Genomic DNA, 19,097 nt, shown 5'->3' with positions numbered 1-19,097 from the left:
CTGACATGGCCCGCATCACCGCATCCGTCTACACGTCCCACGTGCCCGCCATCGGCGCGGCGCTGGACCTCGGCAGGACCACCGAGCCCTACTGGCAGCCGCTGTTCGCCGGCTACGACTTCTCCAAGCGCTGGTTCGCCGAGAACCGCCCCGACGTCGTCTTCCTGGTCTACAACGACCACGCGACGGCCTTCAGCCTGGACCTGATTCCCACCTTCGCCATCGGCACCGGCGAGCGCTTCCAGCCGGCCGACGAAGGCTGGGGCCCGCGCCCGGTGCCCACCGTCATCGGCCACCCCGACCTCGCCTCGCACATCGCGCACAGCGTCATCCAGGACGACTTCGACCTCACCATCGTCAACAAGATGGACGTGGACCACGGCCTCACCGTGCCGCTGTCGCTGATGTGCGGCCAGCCCGACCCGGTGCGAGGCGCGTGGCCTTGCACGGTCATCCCGTTCGCGGTCAATGTCGTGCAATACCCGGTGCCGTCGGGCCGGCGCTGCTTCATGCTGGGCCAGGCGATACGCCGCGCCGTCGAGTCCTACGGGCCCGACCTGAACGTGCAGATCTGGGGCACCGGCGGCATGAGCCACCAGCTGCAGGGCCCGCGCGCCGGCCTCATCAACCGCGAATGGGACAACCGCTTCCTGGACCGCCTCATCACCGACCCGGATGCCCTGTCCCGCACACCGCACGACGACTACGTGCGCGAGGCCGGCTCCGAAGGCATAGAGCTGGTCATGTGGCTGATCGCCCGCGGCGCGATGGCCGACATCAACGGCGGTGCGGCGCCCAAGGTCGCGCATCGCTTCTATCACGTGCCTGCGTCGAACACGGCGGTCGGCCACCTCATCCTGGAGAACTCGAAATGAGCAAGACCATCCGCGTCGCCTTGGCCGGCGCCGGCGCCTTCGGCATCAAGCATCTGGACGGCATCAAGAACATCGAAGGCGTCGAAGTCGTGTCGCTGATCAGCCGTGACCTGGACAAGACGCAAGAGGTCGCCGCCAAGTACGGCATCAAGCATGTGACGACGGAACTCGCCGACGCGCTGGCGCTGCCCGAGGTCGACGCCGTCATCCTGTGCACACCCACGCAGATGCACGCCAGCCAGACGCTGGACTGCCTGAAGGCCGGCAAGCATGTGCAGGTGGAGATCCCGCTGTGCGACGTGCTGGCCGACGGCGAAGAAGTCGTGAAGGTGGCACAACAGTCGGGCCTGGTTGCGATGTGCGGTCACACGCGCCGCTTCAACCCCAGCCACCAGTGGGTGCACCAGAAGATCGCCGCCGGCGAATTCAACATCCAGCAGATGGATGTGCAAACCTATTTCTTCCGCCGCACCAACATGAACGCGCTGGGCCAGCCGCGCAGCTGGACCGACCACCTGCTGTGGCACCACGCCGCGCACACGGTGGACCTGTTCGCCTATCAGGCGGGCAGCCCGGTCGTGCAGGCGAATGCGATCCAGGGCCCCATCCACCCGACGCTGGGCATCGCGATGGACATGAGCATCCAGCTCAAGGCCGCCAACGGCGCGATCTGCACGCTGAGCCTGTCCTTCAACAACGACGGCCCGCTGGGCACCTTCTTCCGCTACATCGGCGACACGGGTACCTACATCGCCCGCTATGACGACCTCGTCAACGGCAAGGAGGAGAAGATCGACGTGTCGGCCGTGGACGTGTCCATGAACGGCATCGAGCTGCAGGACCGCGAGTTCTTCGCCGCCATCCGCGAGGGCCGCGAGCCCAACGGCAGCGTGGCGCAGGTGCTGCCCTGCTACCGCGTGCTGCACCAGCTGGAACAGCAACTGGCATGAAGACTCGGCGCATCGGCCCCTTCGAGGTCTCGGCCGTCGGCCTGGGCTGCATGAACCTCAGCCATGCCTATGGCGTGCCGCCGTCGCGCCAGACCGCTGCCGCCGTGCTGCTCGGCGCGCTGGACCAGGGCATCACGCTGTTCGACACCGCGGCGCTGTACGGCTTCGGCAGCAACGAGGAACTGGTGGGCGATGTGCTGGCCGTGCACCGCGAGCGCATCGTGCTGACCAGCAAGTGCGGCATGCAAGGCGTCAACGGCCAGCGCGTCATCGACGGCCGGCCCGAGACGCTGCGCGCCAGCGTCGAGGCCAGCCTGAAGCGGCTGAAGACGGACGTCATCGACCTGCTCTATCTGCACCGCCTGGACCCGGCCGTGCCCATCGAGGACAGCGTGGGCGCGATGGCCGGGCTGGTGCAGGCGGGCAAGCTGCGCGCGCTGGGCCTGTCGGAGGTGTCGGCCGCCACGCTGCGCCGCGCGCACGCGGTGCACCCCATCGCCGCCTTGCAGAGCGAATACTCGCTGTGGACCCGCAACCCCGAGATCGCCGTGCTGCAGGCCTGCCGCGAGCTGGGCACCGCGTTCGTGGCCTTCAGTCCGCTGGGCCGGGGCTTCCTGGGCGGCAAGCTGCGCAGCGTGCACACGCTGGAGCCCAAGGACATCCGCCGCGCAATGCCGCGCTTCTCGCCGGAGCTGTTTGCGGCCAACCTGGGTCTGCTGGACGTGTTCTGCCAGGAGGCGCTGACGCTGGGCTGCGCGCCCGCCACGCTGGCGCTGGCCTGGCTGCTGCATCAGGGCGACGACATCGTGCCCATCCCGGGCACGTCCCGTCCCGAGCATGTGCGGGACCTTGCGCTGGCACCGCTGCTGGCGCTGAACGCCACCACGCTGCAGCGTCTGGATGCGCTGATCAACCAGCGCACCGTGCGCGGCGCGCGTTACAGCTCGGCCACGCAGGCGGAGATCGATACCGAAGAATTCTGAACGTCGACGGGTGTCGACTCGGCGGCCTGCACCGCATAGCTCCACAGGGTCAGCAGGAAGTACACACCCAGCTGTTGAAAGATGCGCAGCATGTCCGCCTCCGCTCAGTAGCTGACCGTGACGGTCACGGTGTCGGTGTAGGCGCCGGGAACGACACCCGCCAACGACGGCAGGCGGCCGTAGATGGTCAGGGTCTGGGCGCTGCCCGTGCCGGTGCCGGCCGAGGTGCTGCTGCTGGAGGTGCCGTCGCCCCAGACGGAGGAGCGGCCGGCGTCGACGTAGAGCTGGTAGGCCAGCGTGTTGCTGCCGCTCTTCATCGTGCGGGAGCCGAAGTTGGACGCGCCGCCGGCGTTGGCGCCGGCGTTCAGCGCCACGGTGTAGGGCGTGGTGTTGGTGCAGGTCACGCTCAGCGTGGACGTCGCGTCCAGCGGCGTGGCGGTGGCCAGGGGGTCGATGGCGGAGCCGAAGTTCAGCGTCGTGCCCGACACCGTGCAGGCGCTGGTGACGGTGGCGGTGACCTGGAAGCTGTTGCCGGCGGTGCCGGCTTGGGCCAGCACGGGCAGCAGCAGCGCGGCGAGAACATTCAGCTTTTTCATCTTCAATCTCCCTGACAGAAGTTGCTGGAGCACGTGGATCAGAGTCCGTGTGCTAACGGAGCAAATCTTCGTCGCTGGGCCGTCCGTCTAACAGGCGGACAAGGCGGCACGTGGCCGCCGCCATTTCAGGAAGCGCGTGTAGGGAGATTGCCTACAAAGCCATCTGACCGCCAAACCCTTCACATCCAGAGCCGATTCCCCGGGGTCAGGTGACTAATCACATTCGCGCCGGTAGTGCATGGCGACTGCGCCGCTGCGCAGCGGCGTCGCCGACACCAGCGCCAGACGGCGCGTGGCCGGCAGCCCGCCCTGATACAGCGTCGGGCCATGGCCGGCGATCCTCGGGTGGACGAGAAAGCGGTACTCGTCGATCAGGTCCAGCCTGTCCAGCTCGTTGGCCAGCTTGCCGCTGCCCAGCAGCACGCCGGCCGGCGTTGCGTCCTTCAGCTGCTGCACCGCCGTTCGCAGGTCGCCGGCCAGGTGATGGCTGTGAGCCCACGGAAAGTCCTGCCGCGTCGTGGACGCCACGTACTTGGGTTTGGCCTGCAGCTTGACCGCCCACTCGCGCTGGGTAGCCGGCGCGTCCACCTCGCCGCGCGCCACCAGGGGCCAGTAGCCCTCCATCATTTCATAGGTCACGCGCCCCCACAGCATCGCCCCGGCCTCGTCCATCAGCCGGGTGAAGAAGGCATGCGTCTCGTCGTCGGCAATGCCTTCCTCGTGGTCGACACAGCCGTCCAGGGTGACATTGATGCAGAAGGTCAGAAGTCCCATGAGGAGAGTCTCCGGCTGACGTTTGACATGAAGAACCGGAACGCCAGCGGCTTCGCGGAGTTCATCCTTCGAAAGACGGGCGACGCTTCACGGTTTCTTGAATGGCTGCCAATGTAGTTCCTGGCGGACCGCTCCCCCCGGTTCACCAACCAGCAGCGCCTTAGACTGCGCCGCGATGAGCACGCCGGAACCCTTGGTAGCAGCCACGCCGAAGCTGCGCGAGCAACGCGACTACCTGCGCCTGCTGGCCGCCCGTGTGAGCGGTGGGGCGGCCAACCAGATGCTGATGGTGGCGCTGGGCTGGCAGATGTACGACCTGACCGGCAGCGCCTGGGACCTGGGCCTGGTGGGTCTCGCGCAGTTCCTGCCCGCGCTGCTGCTGACGCTGCCCGCCGGCCACCTGGTGGACCAACGCGACCGCCGCCTGCTGCTGGCCGCCAGCCTCACGCTGCAAAGCGTGGTGGCCGCCGTGCTGGCACTGGGCAGCGCGGGCGCGTGGGTGGGGTCGGGGCTGATTCTGTCGCTGTCGGTGCTGCTGGGCATGGCGCGTGCGCTGCAGATGCCGGCGCAGCAGGCGCTGATGCCCAGCCTGGTACCGGCCGTGCTGCTGCCGCGAGCGGTCGCCGCGGCCAGCTCGACGATGCAGACGGCCATCATCGGCGGACCTGCGCTGGGCGGCGCGCTGTACGCGCTGGGGCCGTGGCTGAGCCGGCAGCTGGGCCACACCGCCGCGCCCACGGCGGCCGATGCGGCGCATTGGGGCGCGGCCGGCGTCTACACGGTGTCGCTGCTGATGCTGGCGGCATCCATCGTCGCGGTGCTGGGCATTGCGCCGCGCGCCGTCGCCGCCCGCCGGGCCGCGCCGGGGTGGACGGAAGTGACCGCCGGCCTGCGCTTCATCTGGCAGCGGCCGGTCGTGCTGGGGGCCATCTCGCTGGACCTGTTCGCCGTGCTGCTGGGCGGTGCCACCGCGCTGCTGCCCATCTTCGCGAAAGACATCCTGCACACCGGCCCCGAGGGCCTGGGCCTGCTGCGCGCGGCGCCGGCCGCGGGCGCGCTGGTGGTGGGCCTGTGGCTGGCACGTCACCCCATCGCACGCCGCGCCGGCCGCTGGCTGCTGGGCGCCGTGGGCGTGTTCGGTCTGGCAATGATCGGCTTTGCTCTGACCACCTCGTTCTGGGTCGCCTTCGCCGTTCTGGCCATCAGTGGTGCGGCCGACATGGTCAGCGTGGTCATCCGCCAGTCGCTGGTGCAGCTGGAAACGCCCGACGAGATGCGCGGCCGCGTCGGCGCCGTGAACTCGGTGTTCATCGGCGCCAGCAATCAGCTGGGCGAGTTCGAATCGGGCGCCACCGCCGCGCTGCTGGGCCCGGTAGGTTCGGTGCTGCTGGGCGGCTTTGGCGTGCTGGCCGTGGTGGCACTGTGGTTCAGGCTCTTCCCGGACCTGGCCCGGCGCGACAGCGTCCATCCCCGCCCCTGACACCCAAGCGCCCGCCGCCGCGGCTGGCAACAGCGCGTTGTAGGCCCCTGCCTACTCGTCGCCGCGGCCTGCATTACCTGGCGGCCCTGCGCCGGCGCGCCTAGATTTGTTCTGTCGCGAGCCGAGTGGCAATTGAAGAAGTTGCTCTACAGGCAGACCGACATAGGCCCGATGCCAACGCATCGGGCCTTCTTCGTTCTGCGCTGATCCAAGCGCGGCCGATCTGCGTAACAGGGCCACCCAGGCTCAACGCGCACACCCCATGGCCAGCGATGACAGCTCCACCGCCCTCCGGCTCGCCGAAGCCGGCCTGCTCCCCGATGTCGCGCTGCGGCTGGGCATACGCCACCTGCTACGCCAGCGCCTGCAGGAGCTGCGCCACGGCGATGGCGAAACCGCCGCCGAACTGACCCAGCGCTTCCTGGCCTCGTTGCGAGCCGCGCCGCTGGCGCTGCTGCCCGAGAAGGCCAACGAGCAGCACTACGAACTGCCGCCCGAGCTGTTCGGCGCGATGCTGGGGCCGCAGCGCAAGTACAGCAGTTGCTGGTGGCCCGAAGGCGTGAACACGCTGGAACAGGCCGAGGAAGCCGCGCTGGCCGAGACCGCCTCCCGCGCCCGACTGGCGGACGGCCAGCGTATCCTGGAGCTGGGCTGCGGCTGGGGCTCGCTGAGCCTGTGGATGGCCACGCACTTCCCGAACTCGCAGATCCTAGCCATCTCCAACTCGGCGTCCCAGCGCGAGTACATCGAGGCCCAGGCCGCCACGCGCGGGCTGCGCAACCTGCAGGTGCAGACCTGCGACTTCAACGCCTTCGACACCGCGCTGCGCTTCGACCGCGTCGTGTCGGTGGAGATGTTCGAGCACCTGCGCAACTGGCCGCAGGCCTTCGAGCGCGTGGCCGGCTGGCTGGCGCCCGGCGGCCTGTTCTTCATGCATGTGTTTGCCCACCGCGAGGCGCCCTATGCCTTTGAGGTGCGTGACGCCAGCGACTGGATGAGCCGCCACTTCTTCTCCGGCGGCATGATGCCCAGCGACGACCTCGCGCTGCTGTGCCAGGACTCGCTGGCCCTGCAGCAGCGCTGGCGCTGGGACGGCCGCCACTACGCCCGCACCGCCGCCGCGTGGCTGCAGCGGCTGGACGCGCGCCGCGCCGAGCTGATGCCGATGTTCGAGGCGGTGTACGGCAAGGCACAGGCGCCCATGTGGTGGCAGCGCTGGCGGCTGTTCCTGCTGTCGGTGGAAGAGCTGTTCGCCTACGACCGCGGCCAGCAATGGTGGGTCAGCCACTACCTGTTCGCGCCGCGCTGACCCGCGATGTACACGTTTCAAGCCGCCACCTGGGGCCTCGCGCTGGCCGTCGCCATCGCCGTGCCCACCTGGGCCGTCAGCGTGCCGCTGCGCGATGCCAGCCTGGCCGACCGCGTCTGGGCCAGCTTCATCGCCGTGCCAGCCGCGCTGTACGTGCTGATGCTCGGCGCCGACGCGCGCCTCATGGTCATGTTGACGCTGCTGCTGGCCTGGGCGCTGCGGCTCACCTTCTATGTGAGCCGGCGCAACTGGGGACACGGCGAGGACCGCCGCTACCAAGCCATACGCGCGCGCAACCAGCCCAACTTCGAGCTGAAGAGCCTGTGGCTGGTGTTCGGCCTGCAGGCGGTGCTGGGCTGGACGGTCAGCTGGCCCGTGCTGGCGGCGGCCGGCGGCCCGCCGTGGAGCCTGTGGGACAGTCTGGGCGCCGCGCTGGCGCTGGCCGGCCTGCTGACCGAGGCCATCGCCGATGCGCAGCTGGCTCGCTTCAAGCGCGATGCCGCCAACCAGGGTCGCGTGATGGACCGCGGCCTGTGGCGCTACTCCCGCCACCCCAACTACTTCGGCGAGGCCTGCGTCTGGTGGGGCCTGGGCCTGATGGGCCTGGCCGGCGGCGGCTGGGCGAATGCCTGGTGCCTGGTGTCGCCGTTGCTGATGACGGTGCTGCTGCTGCGCGTGTCCGGCGTGGCGCTGCTGGAGCAGGACATCGCCGAACGCCGCCCCGCCTACGCCGACTACATCGCGCGCACCAGCGCCTTCATCCCATGGCCGCCGCGTCGCGCCTGATCGTTCTGCTGCTGGCGGCCTGCGGCGCCGTGCAGGCGCAGACCTGGGACTTCGCTGTCGCGCTGGACGGCAAGCCCATAGGTTCGCACCGCTTCGTCGTCAGCGGCGCCGAAGCCACGCGCGAGGTGCACAGCCAAGCACGGTTCGACGTGAAGCTGCTGGGCCTGACGCTGTTCCGCTACCGCCACGAGGCGCACGAACGCTGGCAGGGCGACTGCCTGGCCCAGCTGAAGTCCAGCACCGACGACGACGGCAAGCCGGTCAAGGCCGACGTGAAGCGCGAGCCAGGCGACGGCTGCCTGATGGGCTTCGCCTACTGGCACCCGCAGCTGCACACGCAGACCCGGCTGCTGAACCCGCAGACCGGCCTGGTCGAAGACGCCCGCTTCGAACGCATGCCAGACGCCGCGCTGGCCGTGAATGGCCGCGAGGTGCCGGCCACGCGCTGGCGGCTGACCGCCACCAGCACCACCGGCAAGCAGAACCTCACGCTGTGGCTACGTAAAACTGACGGTGCCTGGATTGGCCTGGACGCCCGCGTCAAGGGCGACCGGCTGCTGACCTACCGACTGAACTGACCTGGAGCCTGCATGACCACCACCTCACCCCGCTGGCAGTGGCCGCTGGCCTACGCCGTGACCGCGCTGGTGTTCCTCGCAATGGACGCGCTCTGGCTCAGCACCGCCACCGCCACGCTCTACCGCCCCGCCATCGGCCACCTGATGGCGCCCACGGTGGACTGGACGGCCGCCACGCTGTTCTACGTCTTCTACTTCGCCGGGCTGGTGTACTTCGCCGTGCAGCCGGCGCTGGCCTCGGGCCGCCCGCTCGCGGCGCTGGGCCGCGGCGCGCTGCTGGGCCTGATGGCCTACGGCGCCTACGACTTCACCAACCAGGCCACGCTGCAAGGCTGGCCGTGGTCGCTGACGCTGATCGACCTGGCCTGGGGCGGCACCGTCAGCGGCGTGTCCAGCGGGGCCGCTGCGGCGGTGACATTGAAGTTCCTGCCCTGGTCTCGGGAGGGCTGATGAGCGTGCCGGCTTTAGGCTGAAGGCTGAAGTTGGCAAACGGCCGCTTTGCGACGTTTCAGCTTTGGCTGACCACCGGAGTCGCACTGACTAGGCCTATGCTGGCATTTGGCAGACTACTTCGATGTTGTTGCCATCCGGGTCGAGCACATAGGCGGCGTAGTAGTGGTCGTGATACCGCGTCCGCACACCTGGCGCGCCGTTATCCACGCCGCCAGTAGCGACGGCAGCTTTCCAGAACGCGTCCACCTGCGCTCTCTTCACCGCCGAGAACGCAACGTGCATGCCGACGCCGCCTTCCTTTCCATCATGAATCCAGAGGCGCGGGCAGCCATCGGCGCCAAGGCCATAGCGGGAGCCAGTTCTGGCTTCGGTTGGTCCCAGGGCCACGACGACGGTCATGTCGAGCGGTCTCAACGCCGCCTTGTAGAAGGCCAGGGAGACGCTTGAGTCCCTGACCGCGAACTCGATGTGATCCAGAGCAGCCATTGCAGTTTCCTTAGTCTCGGATAGAACGCAGATCAGCCCAGGCGATGCCGGCACGTCTGGATGGTCCAGTCCACGGTGGACTGGTCGATGGCAGCGTGAACAGGCGAGCCTGACAGCTCGGTCATGATTCCGGCGGCCGCACGCTGCCCGTCGCGGGCAGACTTCCACAGCAGCATGTCGATGACCCAGCCGTCCCGGCCTTCGCAGATGCGCCGCAAGATGAAGCCAGGCTGCTTCTGGAGCCACGCATCGACGTCAACGTTCGCGGCGATGAAGTCCTTGATCGTCTTGCCTTTCACCAACTGGAAGGTCGTTATCTCCATGGCTTCACTCATGATGGTTCTCTTCGGAGACGCTGGCGTGCTGCCAGGGCTTGTAGACAAACTCGAGGCTGTACCCGTCGGGATCCAGAACGTTGGCGGCGTAGTAGCGAGGGTCGTAGTGCAGGCGAGCGCCCGGAGCTCCGTTGTCGGTAGCGCCGGCGGCCATCGCTGCTGCGTAGGCCGCATCGACTGCAGCCCGGCTGCCGGCCACGAAACCGACGTGGGCCGCGCGTGCGTCCACCTCACCTCGGCGTAGCCAGAAGAACATCCGTCCGTTGGCGCCGAAGCCCTTGAGGTCGGGGTGGCCTGGCGGGCCGTCGCGCCGGTCGTAGTCAAGCCGGTTGACGATGCCCAGCGGCTTGAGCGCATGGGTGTAGAAGTGAATGGCGCGGTCGGTATCACTCACCGACAAGAACACATGGTCTAGCACAGGGCCTCCGGGATGAACGTGCGAGTAGGAAGGCGGCGCAGCAGGCCGGTGACGCGCGAAGCGGCGTCTTGCAGATAGCCGTCGAGCAGCGGCCCGATGGGGACGCGCAGCCAGGCTTCCAGCGCAGTCACAGCCAGTGCCAGCAGCGCGCCTGCGATGAGCTTGAGCGGCAAAGTGTTGGATGGATTCAGAAACATGGCGTGCGCTCCCACCGGTGGTCAGATCACGTAGCCGCCGGACACCTCGATGTCCTGAGCGTTGATCCAGCCGCTGTCCTCGGTCAGCAGCGACGCGATTGCGCGGGCGACTTCCTCCGGCTCGCCAACGCGGCCCAGGGCCGTCTGGGACGACAGCAGCGCTTCGAACTCGTCGTTGAGGCCGCCGCCCAGCTCGGTGCGGATGGGGCCGGGCGACACAGAGTTGACGCGGATACCCTGCTCGCCAAACTCCTTGGCCATGTAGCGCGTGAGCACCTGCAGACCACCCTTGAACGAGGCATAGGGCGCCACGCCGGCGGTGGCAACGCGGGTGGTAGCGCTGGTCACGTTCACGATGCCCGAACCCTTGCGCAGCAGCGGCAGCAGCGTCTGCGTCAGGAAGAAGGGGCCCTTGAGGTGGACGTTGAAGAGGCCATCGAACTGAGCCTCGGTGACGGCAGCGATGGGCTGGAACAAGCCGTACCCTGCGTTGTTGACCAGGCCAGCCAGGTTCGTGGTGTTCCAAGTGGTGGCCAGCGCCTGCTCGACTTCGGCGCGGAAGGCGGCGAAGCTGGACGTATCGGCGACGTCCAGCCGCAGCGCGACGGCCCTGCCTCCGCGCTTCTCGATGTCGTGCACCACGGCATGAGCGGTATCGGGGTTGGCGTTGTAAGTGAGGATGACGCCGAAGCCGCGGCGGGCCATTTCCAAGGCCGTCTTGGCGCCGATACCGCGGCTGCCGCCAGTGATGACGATGACTTTGCTGTTGCTCATTTCAGGCTCCTAAAGCTCAGTGGTTGGGGTGACTGAACGATAGGGACGCGCCCTTTTCTGGTCGCAACGGTTCCTGCTCGATTCCTGCCTATTCCTGTCTGTGGCATTTACGTACTGCTTGAACCGTTGGAACGGTTTCCAATGGCGTCATGCAGCAGCAACTCGATGAACTGCGGGCCTTGGCCAGTCGCGCCGAGAACCGCCCTACTCAGACCGGTATTCCGCGCGTGTTCATGGTCCAGGGCAGCATCCCGGAGCACGAGCTGGCCGCTGTTTATGACCCGATGGTCAATCTCATCCTGCAGGGAGGAAAGACACTGACGGTCGGCGAGCAGGCGTTGGACTACGACCCTGCCACCTACTTCGTCATGTCGGTCGACTTGCCTGCAGCGGGCGTCGTGAGGCCGGCCGCAGATGGCTCGCCCTATCTGGCGGTCGCGTTGACGCTGAATGCGGCCGTCTTGGCGGATTTCTTGTCAACGCTGCCCGAACCAGCGCCTGCTGCAGCCGAACAAGGCTTTTCCGTCGCGCCCGTGACCCCTGAGTTGCTGGACGCCTGGGTGCGCATGCTGCGACTGATGGACAGACCCGCCGACATTCCCGCTCTGGCGCCAGCCTTCGAACGCGAAATCCTCTACCGGGTGTTGCAGGGGCCCATGGGCTGGATGCTGTGCGACATCGCGACGCCGGACTCAGCGCTTGCCCGCGTCAACAAGGTCATTCAGCGCATCCGCCGCGAGTTTGCGCAGCCGCTGGCGGTTGAGAAACTGGCTGAAGAGGCGGCGATGAGCGCGTCAGCCTTCCACAGGCACTTCAAGGCGGTCACGTCGCTGAGCCCTTTGCAGTACCAGAAGCAGCTGCGCCTGCTGCAGGCTCGCAAGCTCTTGGTGACAGCGGGGCAAAACGTCACCTCCGTTGCGTACGAGGTGGGATACGAGAGCCCGACGCAGTTCAGCCGGGAATACGGCCGTGCGTTCGGCCTGCCCCCCGCCAAGGATGCCATCAGGCTCATGTCCAGCATCCAAGCACGCAGGCTGAGCTTCGGGCAATCGCTGGCGAGCGAATGACCGTTGCCGATTGGCCAGCAAGATCGGGAGAAGCCTGTGAGCAGCCAGCAGTTCGCTCTCTACTTCGCGATCAGCCCATACGGACCCCTCGTGCCGCCGCGGGCCTTGGAAGCCGCCCAGCAAGCATTGGAGGCCGAACTTGGTGGTGCCCATCAGGTTCTCGCGGCGAAGGACGCATTCGAGCGAGCTGGCGGTGTGCACGCCCTCTGGGGCGGAACCTACACAGGTGAAATCGCCCGCTGGACCAAAGCGGTCCAAGTAGCGGTAGCTGCCGCATATCGTGCGCACCAACCTCGGCAGGGCATCGCTGAGGATGCGGAGCGTTGCAGAGCTGCATTCCTCGACGTTGTCCCCGCCACGCGCTATCCGTACACGCCCAACAATTGGCTGGAAGTCTTCACAGCGCACTTCGGCATGACCGACTACTGTGACTCTCACGAGGAAGCACTAGCGGCAGGGCGCCGATGGCTGAGCGTTGCTCGTAAGGCGTGCCCAATCGCTGCCGCCGAGCAGGAAATCAGGGACCGATGCCGCGTACTGAACGACTCGACCTCGGCGGCCCAAACCAAATGCGCCGCGACCTTGCCGTCGTTGTCATCCGACGAGGAGCTGCTTCGCTATGCCGGGGGAAGTCGCGCGTGAGCTTGCACGTTGAGCGACCGCTTTTCGACGTCGAGTTCATCAATTCGAAGGACCGGTCCCGCTGCAGAGCCGCCGGTCGCCGGGCAATATCGGCTTCAGGTTATCGACAACCAAGCCAGCGTCAGAGCGGAGGAAAGCGACTCGCACCTTCCGCAGGCAACTTGACCATGCAAGCGGCGAACAGCGGGTTGGCGAGCCAGCCTTTCAGCCACGCCTGCACCGAGGGCAGGTTCAGCATTGAAAACCATCCCGGATCCACCGAGGCGAATTGGCGGACGAAGGGATTCACCGCCAGATCCGTGGCGCAAGGGGTGGCGCCGCCCAGGAAGGGCGCTCTGTGCAGTCGCGCCTCCAGCGGCCGCAGGAACACCTCCACTGCGCTGTTGCGGTGGGCGTCCGGCGTGAGGGTCTCACCCGCGTAGCGCTGGGGGTACTTCCAGCGGTCCAGGTGATGTTTGAAGTCGCCGTCATTGCGCTGCAGCAGATCGAGATTCGCGGGCGACTGTGCCCGCGCCCACCAGCCCTGCGCGTCGGGCGCCGCCAATGCCCAGCGCATGATGTCCCAGCTCTCGTCGATCACGCGGCCATCGGGCAACTGCAGCACGGGCACCGTGGCCTTGGGCGACAAGGCCAGCAAGCTGGCCGGCTTGTCACGCAAGCTGACCTCCACCGCCTCGAAGTCCCGACCCGCTTGCAGCAGCGCCATCCGTGCGCGCATCGCGTACGGGCAGCGCCGAAAGGTGTAAAGCAGCGGCAGCGGTGGTCTCTGGGGCGGGTGCAGCGCGCTCGGTGTCAGCTCAGTCAACCCACAGCACCTCAAATTGCTGCCTGCCTGGCGCGACCTGCAATGTCACCTCATCACCCTCGCATTTGCCCAGCATGGCCCTGCACAACGGCGCTTCGCTGCTGATGACCTGGACGGTCTGAGCGCCGCTCACCAACTTCATGCTGCCCCCATCCGGGCCGAGAAAGAGCTGTTGCTGCCTGTCATCGGCATCAACCAGGCAGACCAATGCGCCGATCTGTATGCCTTGGCTGGCGTCGTAGGCGCGTGGGCGGAACTGGCGCCAATTGGCGATCGCCTGGCGGATGGCTTCGGCGCGGCGCGCCTGGCCGGTGGCGAGGTAGGAGGCCTCGAGGCCCAAGGTGTCGTATTTGTTCTCGGCGATGTTCTCTTCGTGAGTCGCCGTTTCATGCGCCGTCCGCGCGCCCTGTTCGGCTTGAAGCAGGTCTTCGGCGAGCCGTTCCAGCACCTGCTGTTGCAGCAAGAATTTATCCATGATGAAAGATGGGCGTCTCGAACCAGCGGGGCCTCTTGATTATCAAGGGCCTCCTGGCTCTCAATGCCGCCCCGGCCGTCTGAGCGGCCCTTCGGTCTACATGGCGACCAGCGAGCCGAACCAGCGCGCAATCAGACCGTCGAACGCGAGCTTGCCGTCCACGGCCGCCACGCAGATGCACTCGCTGCCGTCCTGTACCACCGGCTGGTGATGCACGGCGCCGTCGGCGAGGTCGAAGTCGCCGGGACCGAACAGCGCCCGGCCGTCGTGGAAGCGGCCGTAGATGATCTGCGTCAGCTCGGTACCAGTGTGCGTGTGTGGCGGCAGGTACTTGCCGGGGCCAATGCGCAGCAGGAACACGTTGGCCTCGGGCGCGTCGGGCAGCGTCACGCGGCTCCAGCGCATGCCGGGGCCCAGCCAGCGCCAGCGGGTGGCGCTGGCGTCGCGCAGCGCGCGCGGCCACACGGCGCCGGCCGGCAGCGGCGGCGGCGGGTTGGCCTTGCGCGGTGCGGCCGGATCGGCTGGCGAATCGATGCGGGCCAGCACCCGGGCCAGCGCGTCGTCGCGCATGTCCGCGGCGGGCTCGTCGTCCAGCAGCGTGCCGCCCACCGCGCGCAGCGCGGCCACCTGGGCCTGGCAGGCCGGGCACAGTTCGAGATGAGTCGCCACCACGGCGCGCATGCCGGCCGACAGCGCGCCGCTGGCATGGTCCAGCAGCAGGTCGTCGGCGGGATGGTGGCGGATGTCCAGCGGCTCCATGGTCGGTACTTCAGTCAAGGTTCACAGGTCCAGCAGCCGGCGTAGATGCTGCACGGCCAGGCGCATGCGCGACTTCACGGTGCCCAGCGGGATGCCCAGCTCGGCCGCGATGCGCGCATGCGGTTCATCGTCGTAATAAGACAGGCGCAGCACCTGCGCCTGCTCGGGCGGCAGCTGGTGCAGCGCCTCGCGCACGCGCGCGGCCAGCCGCGTCGCGTCCAGTTGCTCGCCGCTGCCAGGCTGCTCGGCAGCCAGCAGGTCGAACTCGAAACACTCGTCGCCCGCGCCGTCCAGCTGGCGCCGCCGCGCGGCGTCCACGCGCAGGTTGCGGGCGATCGTGAAGATCCAGGTCGACACGGCCGCCTGCGCGGGGTTGAACAGCGCGGCCTTGCGCCACACGGTCACGAGCGCCTCCTGGGCCAGCTCCTCGGCCTGCTCGTCGGTGCTGCCGGTGCGCATCAGCCAGCTCTTGAGCCGCGGCGCGAAATGCAGGAACAACCGGCCGAAGGCGGCCCGGTCCTGGCTTTCGGCGACGCGCAGCAGATCCGACGCCCAGTCGGGGTCAGGCGGCGCGGCGGCGCGGTCGGGGTTCAGCGGAACAACGGACAAGTGGGCTCCCACGGGCAGGATGGCCGCATCGTTGTGCACAGAAGAAGGTCGGGGGAAGCCCATGCACCCTTCTACGCAAACAGCAGCCGCATGGATCATCGCCCCGAAGCGATCCAAAGTCGGCCCGGCCGCGTACAAACCGCAAACCGCCAGGAATGACCATGCCACAGTCCGCCGCCCGAGACAGCCAGCCACCCCTCGAAGGTGCCGACCGCCGGCTGCGCGTCGCCGTCGTGGGCAGCGGCATTTCGGGCCTGTCCTGCGCCTGGCTGCTGTCGCAGCGGCATGAGGTGACCGTGTTCGAGGCCGACGCCCGCATCGGCGGCCACAGCCACACGGTGATGGCGCCCTGCGTGTCCCATGGCATGGCTACCACGGTGCCGGTGGACACGGGCTTCATCGTCTACAACGAGCCCGCCTATCCCAACCTGACGGCGCTGTTCAAGCACCTGGACGTGGCCACGCGGCCGTCCGACATGTCGTTCGCCGTCAGCCTGGACGGCGGCGCGCTGGAGTACGCCGGCACCGACCTGAACGGCTTGTTCGCGCAGCGCAGCAACCTGCTGCGGCCGCGCTTCTGGGCCATGTTGCGCGAGCTGCTGCGCTTCTACCGCGAGGCGCCCGGAGACGCGGCCGCCAGCGGCGACCAGTCGCTGGACGCCTACCTGGACGCCCGCGGCTACGGCCGCGCCTTCCGCGACGACCACCTCTACCCCATGGGCGCGGCCATCTGGTCGTGCAGCGCCCAGCGCATCGGCGACTACCCGGTGGCCGCCTTCGTGCGCTTCTGCGAGAACCACGGCCTGCTGCGCGTCAGCGGCCGGCCCGTGTGGCGCACGGTGACCGGCGGCAGTCGCGAGTACGTTCAGCGGCTGACGCAGGGCTTCGCCGATCGCATCCACCGCGAGCATCCTGTGACCGCCGTGCTGCGCGGCGCCGATGGCGTGCGGCTGCGCGTGGGTCACGGCGACTGGAGCGAGGCCTTCGACCATGTCGTGCTGGCGACGCATGCCGACCAGGCGCTGCGCCTGCTGGCCGAACCCAGCGATGCCGAACGCTGGCTGCTGGGCGCTTTCGGCTACACGCGCAACCACGCCGTGCTGCACCGCGACCCGGCGCTGATGCCGCGCCGCCGCGCGGCCTGGTCCAGCTGGAACTATCTGGCCAGGCGCCAGGGCGACGTGCTGCCCAGCGTCACCTACTGGATGAACCGGCTGCAGCCGCACCTGCCGCAGGGCAACGACGCGGAGCCGCTGTTCGTCACGCTGAACCCGGCCCAGCCGCCACGGCCGGAATACCTGATACGCACCGAGGTCTACGAGCACCCCCGCTTCGATGCCTCGGCCATCGCCGCACAACGCCGGCTGTGGTCGCTGCAAGGCCAGCAGAACACCTGGTTCTGCGGCGCCCACTTCGGCTCGGGCTTCCACGAGGACGGCCTGCAGGCCGGCCTGGCCGTCGCCGAGGCGCTGGGCGGCGTCCGCCGGCCGTGGACGGTGGCGGGCGAGTCGGCGCGCATCCATCTGCCTCCTGCGGTGGCTGCATGAACTCCGCGCTGTACGCCGGCCCCGTGATGCACCAGCGGCTGCGGCCACTGCGCCACCGGCTGCGCTACCGCGTGTTCTCGCTGCTGCTGGACCTGGACGAGATCGAGAGCCTGCGGCTGCGCTGGTTCTCCATCGGCCGCTTCAACCTGTTCAGCTTCCGCCCCGCCGACCATGGCGACGGCAGCGCGGCAACGGTGGCCGGGCTGCGCGCCCACGTCGATGCGCGGCTGCGCGAGGCCGGCCTACCCACCGGTGGCGCCATCCGGCTGCTGGCCATGCCCCGCGTGCTGGGCTATGCATTCAACCCGCTGAGCCTGTGGTTCTGCCATGCACCGGACGGCCGGCTGCAGGCCATCGTCTACGAAGTCAACAACACCTTCGGCGAGCGGCACAGCTACCTCATCGAGGTGGACGAGGCGGCCGACAGCGCTGATGGCGTCATCGCTCAGCGCTGCGACAAGCAGCTCTACGTGTCGCCCTTCCTGGGCATGGCCATGCACTACCGTTTTCGCATCACGCCGCCGGGCGAGCGCCTGGGCGTGGGCATCAGCGTGCACGACGACGCCAGCGACGCGCTGCTGAACGCGCGCTTCGATGCCGAACGCCGCCCGCTGACCGACGCCCAGCTGCTGCGCGCCTTCGTCACCCACCCGCTGCTGACGCTGAAGGTCATCGCCGGCATCCACTGGGAGGCGCTGCGCCTGTGGATCAAGGGCGCGCGCCTGCACGACCGCCCGGCCGCACCGGCCCACCCCATGACCGTCATCCGCCGCGGCGACCCGACATGACCACCACCCTCGCGCCCGACCTTCTACCCGCTGCCACGCTGACCGGCGACCGGCTCGCCGCCCGCCATGCGCCGCTGCGTACCCTGCTGTCGCGCATCCGCGCCGGTGAACTCTTACTGACGCTGCCCGACGGCCGCCAGGTGCGGGCCACCGGCGCCCTGCCCGGCCCGCAGGCCCAACTGCAACTGCACCGCTGGCGCGCGCTGCTGCGGCTGCTGCTGGAGGGCGACCTGGGCCTGGCGTTCTCGCACCGCGACGGCAACTGGAGCAGCCCCGATCTGACCGCGCTGCTGTCGCTGGGCCTGGCCAACGAGGCCGCGCTGGGCGGCGTGACCGACGCGCGCGGCCCGGCGCGCTGGCTGGCGCAGCTGTTCCATCGCGCCCGCGCGAACACGCGGCGCGGCAGCCGGCACAACATCGCCTTCCACTACGACCTGGGCAATGCCTTCTACGCGCGCTGGCTGGACCACACGATGCTGTACTCCAGCGCGCTGTTCGAGAACGAAGGCGACACGCTGGAAGCCGCGCAGGCGCAGCGCCTGGACCGCATCGCGCAGCTGCTGGACCTGCGGCCCGGCATGCGCGTGCTGGAGATCGGCTGCGGCTGGGGCACGCTGGCGGCAACGCTGGCGCAGCGCTGCGGCGTGGAGGTGGTGGGCGTGACGCTGTCCACCGAACAACTGGCCTTCGCCCGCGAGCGCGCCGCGCAATGGGGCGTGGCCGACCGCGTGGACCTGCGGCTGCAGGACTACCGCGACGTGGAGGGGCGCTTCGACCGCATCGTCTCCATCGAGATGATCGAGGCCGTGGGCGAGGCCTACTGGCCCACCTACTTCGCGGCTCTGCGCGAGCGGCTGGCGCCCGGCGGCGTGGCGGTGCTGCAGGCCATCACCATCGACGAGGCCCACTTCCAGCATTACCGCGACAACCCTGACTTCATCCAGCGCTGCATCTTCCCCGGCGGCATGCTGCCCACGCCCGAGCGCATGGCGCGCGAGGCACAGCGGGCCGGGCTCTCGTTCAGCACCGAGGCCCGCTTCGGCCGGGGCTATGCGTTGACGCTGGCCGAATGGCGGCGCCGCTTCCTGGCGGAATGGCCAGCCATCGAGGCGCAGGGGTTTGACGAGGCCTTCAAGCGGCTGTGGACCTACTACCTCAGCTACTGCGAGGCTGGCTTCCTGGACGGCCGCATCGACGTGGGCCTGTACCGCCTCGGATGAGGCCGGCCGGTCAGCGGCCGATGTTCATGGGCGCCATGGACTGGTAGGCGCGCGACTGGACGGCAATACGGCGCTCGAGGTCCGCGTGATCGACGGCGTTGGCCAGGAATTGCTCTTCGTTTTCCTGGGAAGTCTGGATGGTCAGCGCGCCGCGCAGGGACTGCAGGAGGTTCTGGATCAGGCTCATGATG

25 protein-coding genes are annotated in these 19,097 nt (G+C 68.4%); 13 read left to right on the top strand and 12 right to left on the bottom strand.

Annotation, left to right across the window (positions count from 1 at the left end; all coding sequences use genetic code 11):
- Positions 1-5 precede the first annotated feature (5 nt).
- From J2X21_RS06310 to J2X21_RS06300, 3 genes are read left to right on the top strand one after another with little or no spacing between them, the layout of a single operon-like run.
- Positions 6-875 carry a class III extradiol dioxygenase subunit beta gene (locus tag J2X21_RS06310; RefSeq protein WP_310326264.1) on the top strand — a complete coding sequence of 290 codons (870 nt, stop codon included), beginning with the start codon at positions 6-8 and terminating at the stop codon, positions 873-875.
- Entirely contained in the window at positions 872-1,825 is a 954-nt protein-coding gene (locus J2X21_RS06305; RefSeq protein ID WP_310326261.1) for a Gfo/Idh/MocA family oxidoreductase, read from the top strand. The genes J2X21_RS06310 and J2X21_RS06305 overlap by 4 nt, the downstream gene beginning before the upstream one ends.
- Positions 1,822-2,808, top strand: a complete 987-nt coding sequence (locus tag J2X21_RS06300) for an aldo/keto reductase (RefSeq protein ID WP_310326259.1) — start codon at positions 1,822-1,824, stop codon at positions 2,806-2,808. The genes J2X21_RS06305 and J2X21_RS06300 overlap by 4 nt, the downstream gene beginning before the upstream one ends.
- A gap of 104 nt (positions 2,809-2,912) precedes the next feature.
- Here the strand turns inward: J2X21_RS06300 and J2X21_RS06295 are convergent, their stop codons facing one another.
- A complete protein-coding gene (locus tag J2X21_RS06295; RefSeq protein ID WP_310326257.1) occupies positions 2,913-3,404 on the bottom strand; it encodes a Csu type fimbrial protein in 492 nt (163 codons plus the stop codon).
- Positions 3,405-3,617: 213 nt separating this feature from the next.
- Complete coding sequence (locus J2X21_RS06290) at positions 3,618-4,178, bottom strand: dihydrofolate reductase family protein (RefSeq protein WP_310326254.1); 561 nt, start codon at positions 4,176-4,178, stop codon at positions 3,618-3,620.
- A gap of 175 nt (positions 4,179-4,353) precedes the next feature.
- Here J2X21_RS06290 and J2X21_RS06285 point away from each other — a divergent pair, with 175 nt between their 5' ends.
- The 5 genes from J2X21_RS06285 (at position 4,354) to J2X21_RS06265 (ending at position 8,781) form a co-directional block, all read left to right on the top strand.
- Complete coding sequence (locus J2X21_RS06285) at positions 4,354-5,658, top strand: MFS transporter (protein ID WP_310326252.1); 1,305 nt, start codon at positions 4,354-4,356, stop codon at positions 5,656-5,658.
- Between the two features lie 262 nt (positions 5,659-5,920).
- Positions 5,921-6,967: an SAM-dependent methyltransferase gene (locus tag J2X21_RS06280; RefSeq protein WP_310326250.1), complete on the top strand. Its 1,047-nt coding sequence runs from the start codon at positions 5,921-5,923 to the stop codon at positions 6,965-6,967.
- Between the two features lie 6 nt (positions 6,968-6,973).
- Positions 6,974-7,753 (top strand): DUF1295 domain-containing protein, encoded by a 780-nt coding sequence (locus J2X21_RS06275; RefSeq protein WP_310326248.1) that lies wholly within the window; start codon positions 6,974-6,976, stop codon positions 7,751-7,753.
- On the top strand, positions 7,732-8,331 hold the full coding sequence (locus tag J2X21_RS06270) for a DUF6134 family protein (protein WP_310326246.1): 600 nt from the start codon (positions 7,732-7,734) through the stop codon (positions 8,329-8,331). Before J2X21_RS06275 ends, J2X21_RS06270 begins: the two co-directional genes overlap by 22 nt.
- A gap of 12 nt (positions 8,332-8,343) precedes the next feature.
- Positions 8,344-8,781: a DUF2177 family protein gene (locus tag J2X21_RS06265; protein ID WP_310326243.1), complete on the top strand. Its 438-nt coding sequence runs from the start codon at positions 8,344-8,346 to the stop codon at positions 8,779-8,781.
- 96 nt (positions 8,782-8,877) lie between these two features.
- Here the strand turns inward: J2X21_RS06265 and J2X21_RS06260 are convergent, their stop codons facing one another.
- Genes J2X21_RS06260 through J2X21_RS06240 form a run of 5 tightly spaced genes read right to left on the bottom strand, consistent with a single transcriptional unit; the run spans position 8,878 to position 10,994 of the window.
- Positions 8,878-9,270 carry a VOC family protein gene (locus tag J2X21_RS06260; protein WP_310326241.1) on the bottom strand — a complete coding sequence of 131 codons (393 nt, stop codon included), beginning with the start codon at positions 9,268-9,270 and terminating at the stop codon, positions 8,878-8,880.
- A 32-nt stretch (positions 9,271-9,302) separates the two neighbouring features.
- Positions 9,303-9,605: a hypothetical protein gene (locus J2X21_RS06255; protein ID WP_310326237.1), complete on the bottom strand. Its 303-nt coding sequence runs from the start codon at positions 9,603-9,605 to the stop codon at positions 9,303-9,305.
- Positions 9,598-9,999 (bottom strand): VOC family protein, encoded by a 402-nt coding sequence (locus J2X21_RS06250; protein ID WP_310326235.1) that lies wholly within the window; start codon positions 9,997-9,999, stop codon positions 9,598-9,600. The genes J2X21_RS06255 and J2X21_RS06250 overlap by 8 nt, the downstream gene beginning before the upstream one ends.
- 17 nt (positions 10,000-10,016) lie before the next feature.
- A complete protein-coding gene (locus tag J2X21_RS06245; protein WP_310326232.1) occupies positions 10,017-10,220 on the bottom strand; it encodes a hypothetical protein in 204 nt (67 codons plus the stop codon).
- A 21-nt stretch (positions 10,221-10,241) separates the two neighbouring features.
- Positions 10,242-10,994 carry an SDR family NAD(P)-dependent oxidoreductase gene (locus tag J2X21_RS06240; RefSeq protein WP_310326229.1) on the bottom strand — a complete coding sequence of 251 codons (753 nt, stop codon included), beginning with the start codon at positions 10,992-10,994 and terminating at the stop codon, positions 10,242-10,244.
- Positions 10,995-11,143: 149 nt separating this feature from the next.
- On the opposite strand from J2X21_RS06240, the gene J2X21_RS06235 reads away from it, so the two are divergent.
- Positions 11,144-12,061: an AraC family transcriptional regulator gene (locus J2X21_RS06235; RefSeq protein WP_310326227.1), complete on the top strand. Its 918-nt coding sequence runs from the start codon at positions 11,144-11,146 to the stop codon at positions 12,059-12,061.
- Positions 12,062-12,097: 36 nt separating this feature from the next.
- Positions 12,098-12,703 (top strand): hypothetical protein, encoded by a 606-nt coding sequence (locus J2X21_RS06230; RefSeq protein WP_310326226.1) that lies wholly within the window; start codon positions 12,098-12,100, stop codon positions 12,701-12,703.
- 121 nt (positions 12,704-12,824) lie between these two features.
- On the opposite strand, the gene J2X21_RS06225 is transcribed toward J2X21_RS06230, so the two are convergent.
- The 4 genes from J2X21_RS06225 to J2X21_RS06210 all read right to left on the bottom strand — a co-directional run bounded on the left by J2X21_RS06225 (position 12,825) and on the right by J2X21_RS06210 (position 15,351).
- Positions 12,825-13,508, bottom strand: coding sequence for a glutathione S-transferase (locus tag J2X21_RS06225; RefSeq protein WP_310326224.1), 684 nt, complete (start codon positions 13,506-13,508; stop codon positions 12,825-12,827).
- Positions 13,501-13,983: a GreA/GreB family elongation factor gene (locus J2X21_RS06220; protein WP_310326221.1), complete on the bottom strand. Its 483-nt coding sequence runs from the start codon at positions 13,981-13,983 to the stop codon at positions 13,501-13,503. The genes J2X21_RS06225 and J2X21_RS06220 overlap by 8 nt, the downstream gene beginning before the upstream one ends.
- A gap of 96 nt (positions 13,984-14,079) precedes the next feature.
- On the bottom strand, positions 14,080-14,760 hold the full coding sequence (locus tag J2X21_RS06215; protein ID WP_310326218.1) for a ChrR family anti-sigma-E factor: 681 nt from the start codon (positions 14,758-14,760) through the stop codon (positions 14,080-14,082).
- A gap of 3 nt (positions 14,761-14,763) precedes the next feature.
- Positions 14,764-15,351, bottom strand: a complete 588-nt coding sequence (locus tag J2X21_RS06210; RefSeq protein WP_310326215.1) for a sigma-70 family RNA polymerase sigma factor — start codon at positions 15,349-15,351, stop codon at positions 14,764-14,766.
- Positions 15,352-15,512: 161 nt separating this feature from the next.
- Here J2X21_RS06210 and J2X21_RS06205 point away from each other — a divergent pair, with 161 nt between their 5' ends.
- The 3 genes from J2X21_RS06205 to J2X21_RS06195 are packed head-to-tail and all read left to right on the top strand — an operon-like array spanning position 15,513 to position 18,906.
- The gene (locus tag J2X21_RS06205) at positions 15,513-16,898 is read left to right on the top strand and encodes an NAD(P)/FAD-dependent oxidoreductase (RefSeq protein WP_310326213.1); all 1,386 of its coding nucleotides are present in this window, start codon (positions 15,513-15,515) and stop codon (positions 16,896-16,898) included.
- Positions 16,895-17,686: a DUF1365 domain-containing protein gene (locus J2X21_RS06200; RefSeq protein ID WP_310326211.1), complete on the top strand. Its 792-nt coding sequence runs from the start codon at positions 16,895-16,897 to the stop codon at positions 17,684-17,686. Before J2X21_RS06205 ends, J2X21_RS06200 begins: the two co-directional genes overlap by 4 nt.
- Positions 17,683-18,906: a class I SAM-dependent methyltransferase gene (locus tag J2X21_RS06195; RefSeq protein ID WP_310326210.1), complete on the top strand. Its 1,224-nt coding sequence runs from the start codon at positions 17,683-17,685 to the stop codon at positions 18,904-18,906. Before J2X21_RS06200 ends, J2X21_RS06195 begins: the two co-directional genes overlap by 4 nt.
- Positions 18,907-18,916: 10 nt before the next feature.
- Here J2X21_RS06195 and J2X21_RS06190 read toward each other — a convergent pair whose 3' ends face one another.
- Entirely contained in the window at positions 18,917-19,093 is a 177-nt protein-coding gene (locus J2X21_RS06190; RefSeq protein ID WP_310326207.1) for a DUF3563 family protein, read from the bottom strand.
- Positions 19,094-19,097 lie beyond the last annotated feature (4 nt).

Origin of the sequence: Roseateles asaccharophilus (assembly GCF_031458115.1) — a bacterium.
Lineage (GTDB): Bacteria > Pseudomonadota > Gammaproteobacteria > Burkholderiales > Burkholderiaceae_C > Pelomonas > Pelomonas asaccharophilus_A.
Note: the sequence above shows the minus strand (reverse complement) of the source record. Positions and strands in the feature narration are given on the sequence as shown.

What these genes read in the sequence shown, in the direction of transcription:
- J2X21_RS06310 (WP_310326264.1), top strand. Translation starts at nt 6, where the DNA reads ATGGCCCGCATCACCGCATCCGTCTACACGTCCCACGTGCCCGCCATC.
- J2X21_RS06305 (WP_310326261.1), top strand. Translation starts at nt 872, where the DNA reads ATGAGCAAGACCATCCGCGTCGCCTTGGCCGGCGCCGGCGCCTTCGGC.
- J2X21_RS06300 (WP_310326259.1), top strand. Translation starts at nt 1,822, where the DNA reads ATGAAGACTCGGCGCATCGGCCCCTTCGAGGTCTCGGCCGTCGGCCTG.
- J2X21_RS06295 (WP_310326257.1), bottom strand. Translation starts at nt 3,404, where the DNA reads ATGAAAAAGCTGAATGTTCTCGCCGCGCTGCTGCTGCCCGTGCTGGCC.
- J2X21_RS06290 (WP_310326254.1), bottom strand. Translation starts at nt 4,178, where the DNA reads ATGGGACTTCTGACCTTCTGCATCAATGTCACCCTGGACGGCTGTGTC.
- J2X21_RS06285 (WP_310326252.1), top strand. Translation starts at nt 4,354, where the DNA reads ATGAGCACGCCGGAACCCTTGGTAGCAGCCACGCCGAAGCTGCGCGAG.
- J2X21_RS06280 (WP_310326250.1), top strand. Translation starts at nt 5,921, where the DNA reads ATGGCCAGCGATGACAGCTCCACCGCCCTCCGGCTCGCCGAAGCCGGC.
- J2X21_RS06275 (WP_310326248.1), top strand. Translation starts at nt 6,974, where the DNA reads ATGTACACGTTTCAAGCCGCCACCTGGGGCCTCGCGCTGGCCGTCGCC.
- J2X21_RS06270 (WP_310326246.1), top strand. Translation starts at nt 7,732, where the DNA reads ATGGCCGCCGCGTCGCGCCTGATCGTTCTGCTGCTGGCGGCCTGCGGC.
- J2X21_RS06265 (WP_310326243.1), top strand. Translation starts at nt 8,344, where the DNA reads ATGACCACCACCTCACCCCGCTGGCAGTGGCCGCTGGCCTACGCCGTG.
- J2X21_RS06260 (WP_310326241.1), bottom strand. Translation starts at nt 9,270, where the DNA reads ATGGCTGCTCTGGATCACATCGAGTTCGCGGTCAGGGACTCAAGCGTC.
- J2X21_RS06255 (WP_310326237.1), bottom strand. Translation starts at nt 9,605, where the DNA reads ATGAGTGAAGCCATGGAGATAACGACCTTCCAGTTGGTGAAAGGCAAG.
- J2X21_RS06245 (WP_310326232.1), bottom strand. Translation starts at nt 10,220, where the DNA reads ATGTTTCTGAATCCATCCAACACTTTGCCGCTCAAGCTCATCGCAGGC.
- J2X21_RS06240 (WP_310326229.1), bottom strand. Translation starts at nt 10,994, where the DNA reads ATGAGCAACAGCAAAGTCATCGTCATCACTGGCGGCAGCCGCGGTATC.
- J2X21_RS06235 (WP_310326227.1), top strand. Translation starts at nt 11,144, where the DNA reads ATGCAGCAGCAACTCGATGAACTGCGGGCCTTGGCCAGTCGCGCCGAG.
- J2X21_RS06220 (WP_310326221.1), bottom strand. Translation starts at nt 13,983, where the DNA reads ATGGATAAATTCTTGCTGCAACAGCAGGTGCTGGAACGGCTCGCCGAA.
- J2X21_RS06205 (WP_310326213.1), top strand. Translation starts at nt 15,513, where the DNA reads ATGCCACAGTCCGCCGCCCGAGACAGCCAGCCACCCCTCGAAGGTGCC.
- J2X21_RS06200 (WP_310326211.1), top strand. Translation starts at nt 16,895, where the DNA reads ATGAACTCCGCGCTGTACGCCGGCCCCGTGATGCACCAGCGGCTGCGG.
- J2X21_RS06195 (WP_310326210.1), top strand. Translation starts at nt 17,683, where the DNA reads ATGACCACCACCCTCGCGCCCGACCTTCTACCCGCTGCCACGCTGACC.
- J2X21_RS06190 (WP_310326207.1), bottom strand. Translation starts at nt 19,093, where the DNA reads ATGAGCCTGATCCAGAACCTCCTGCAGTCCCTGCGCGGCGCGCTGACC.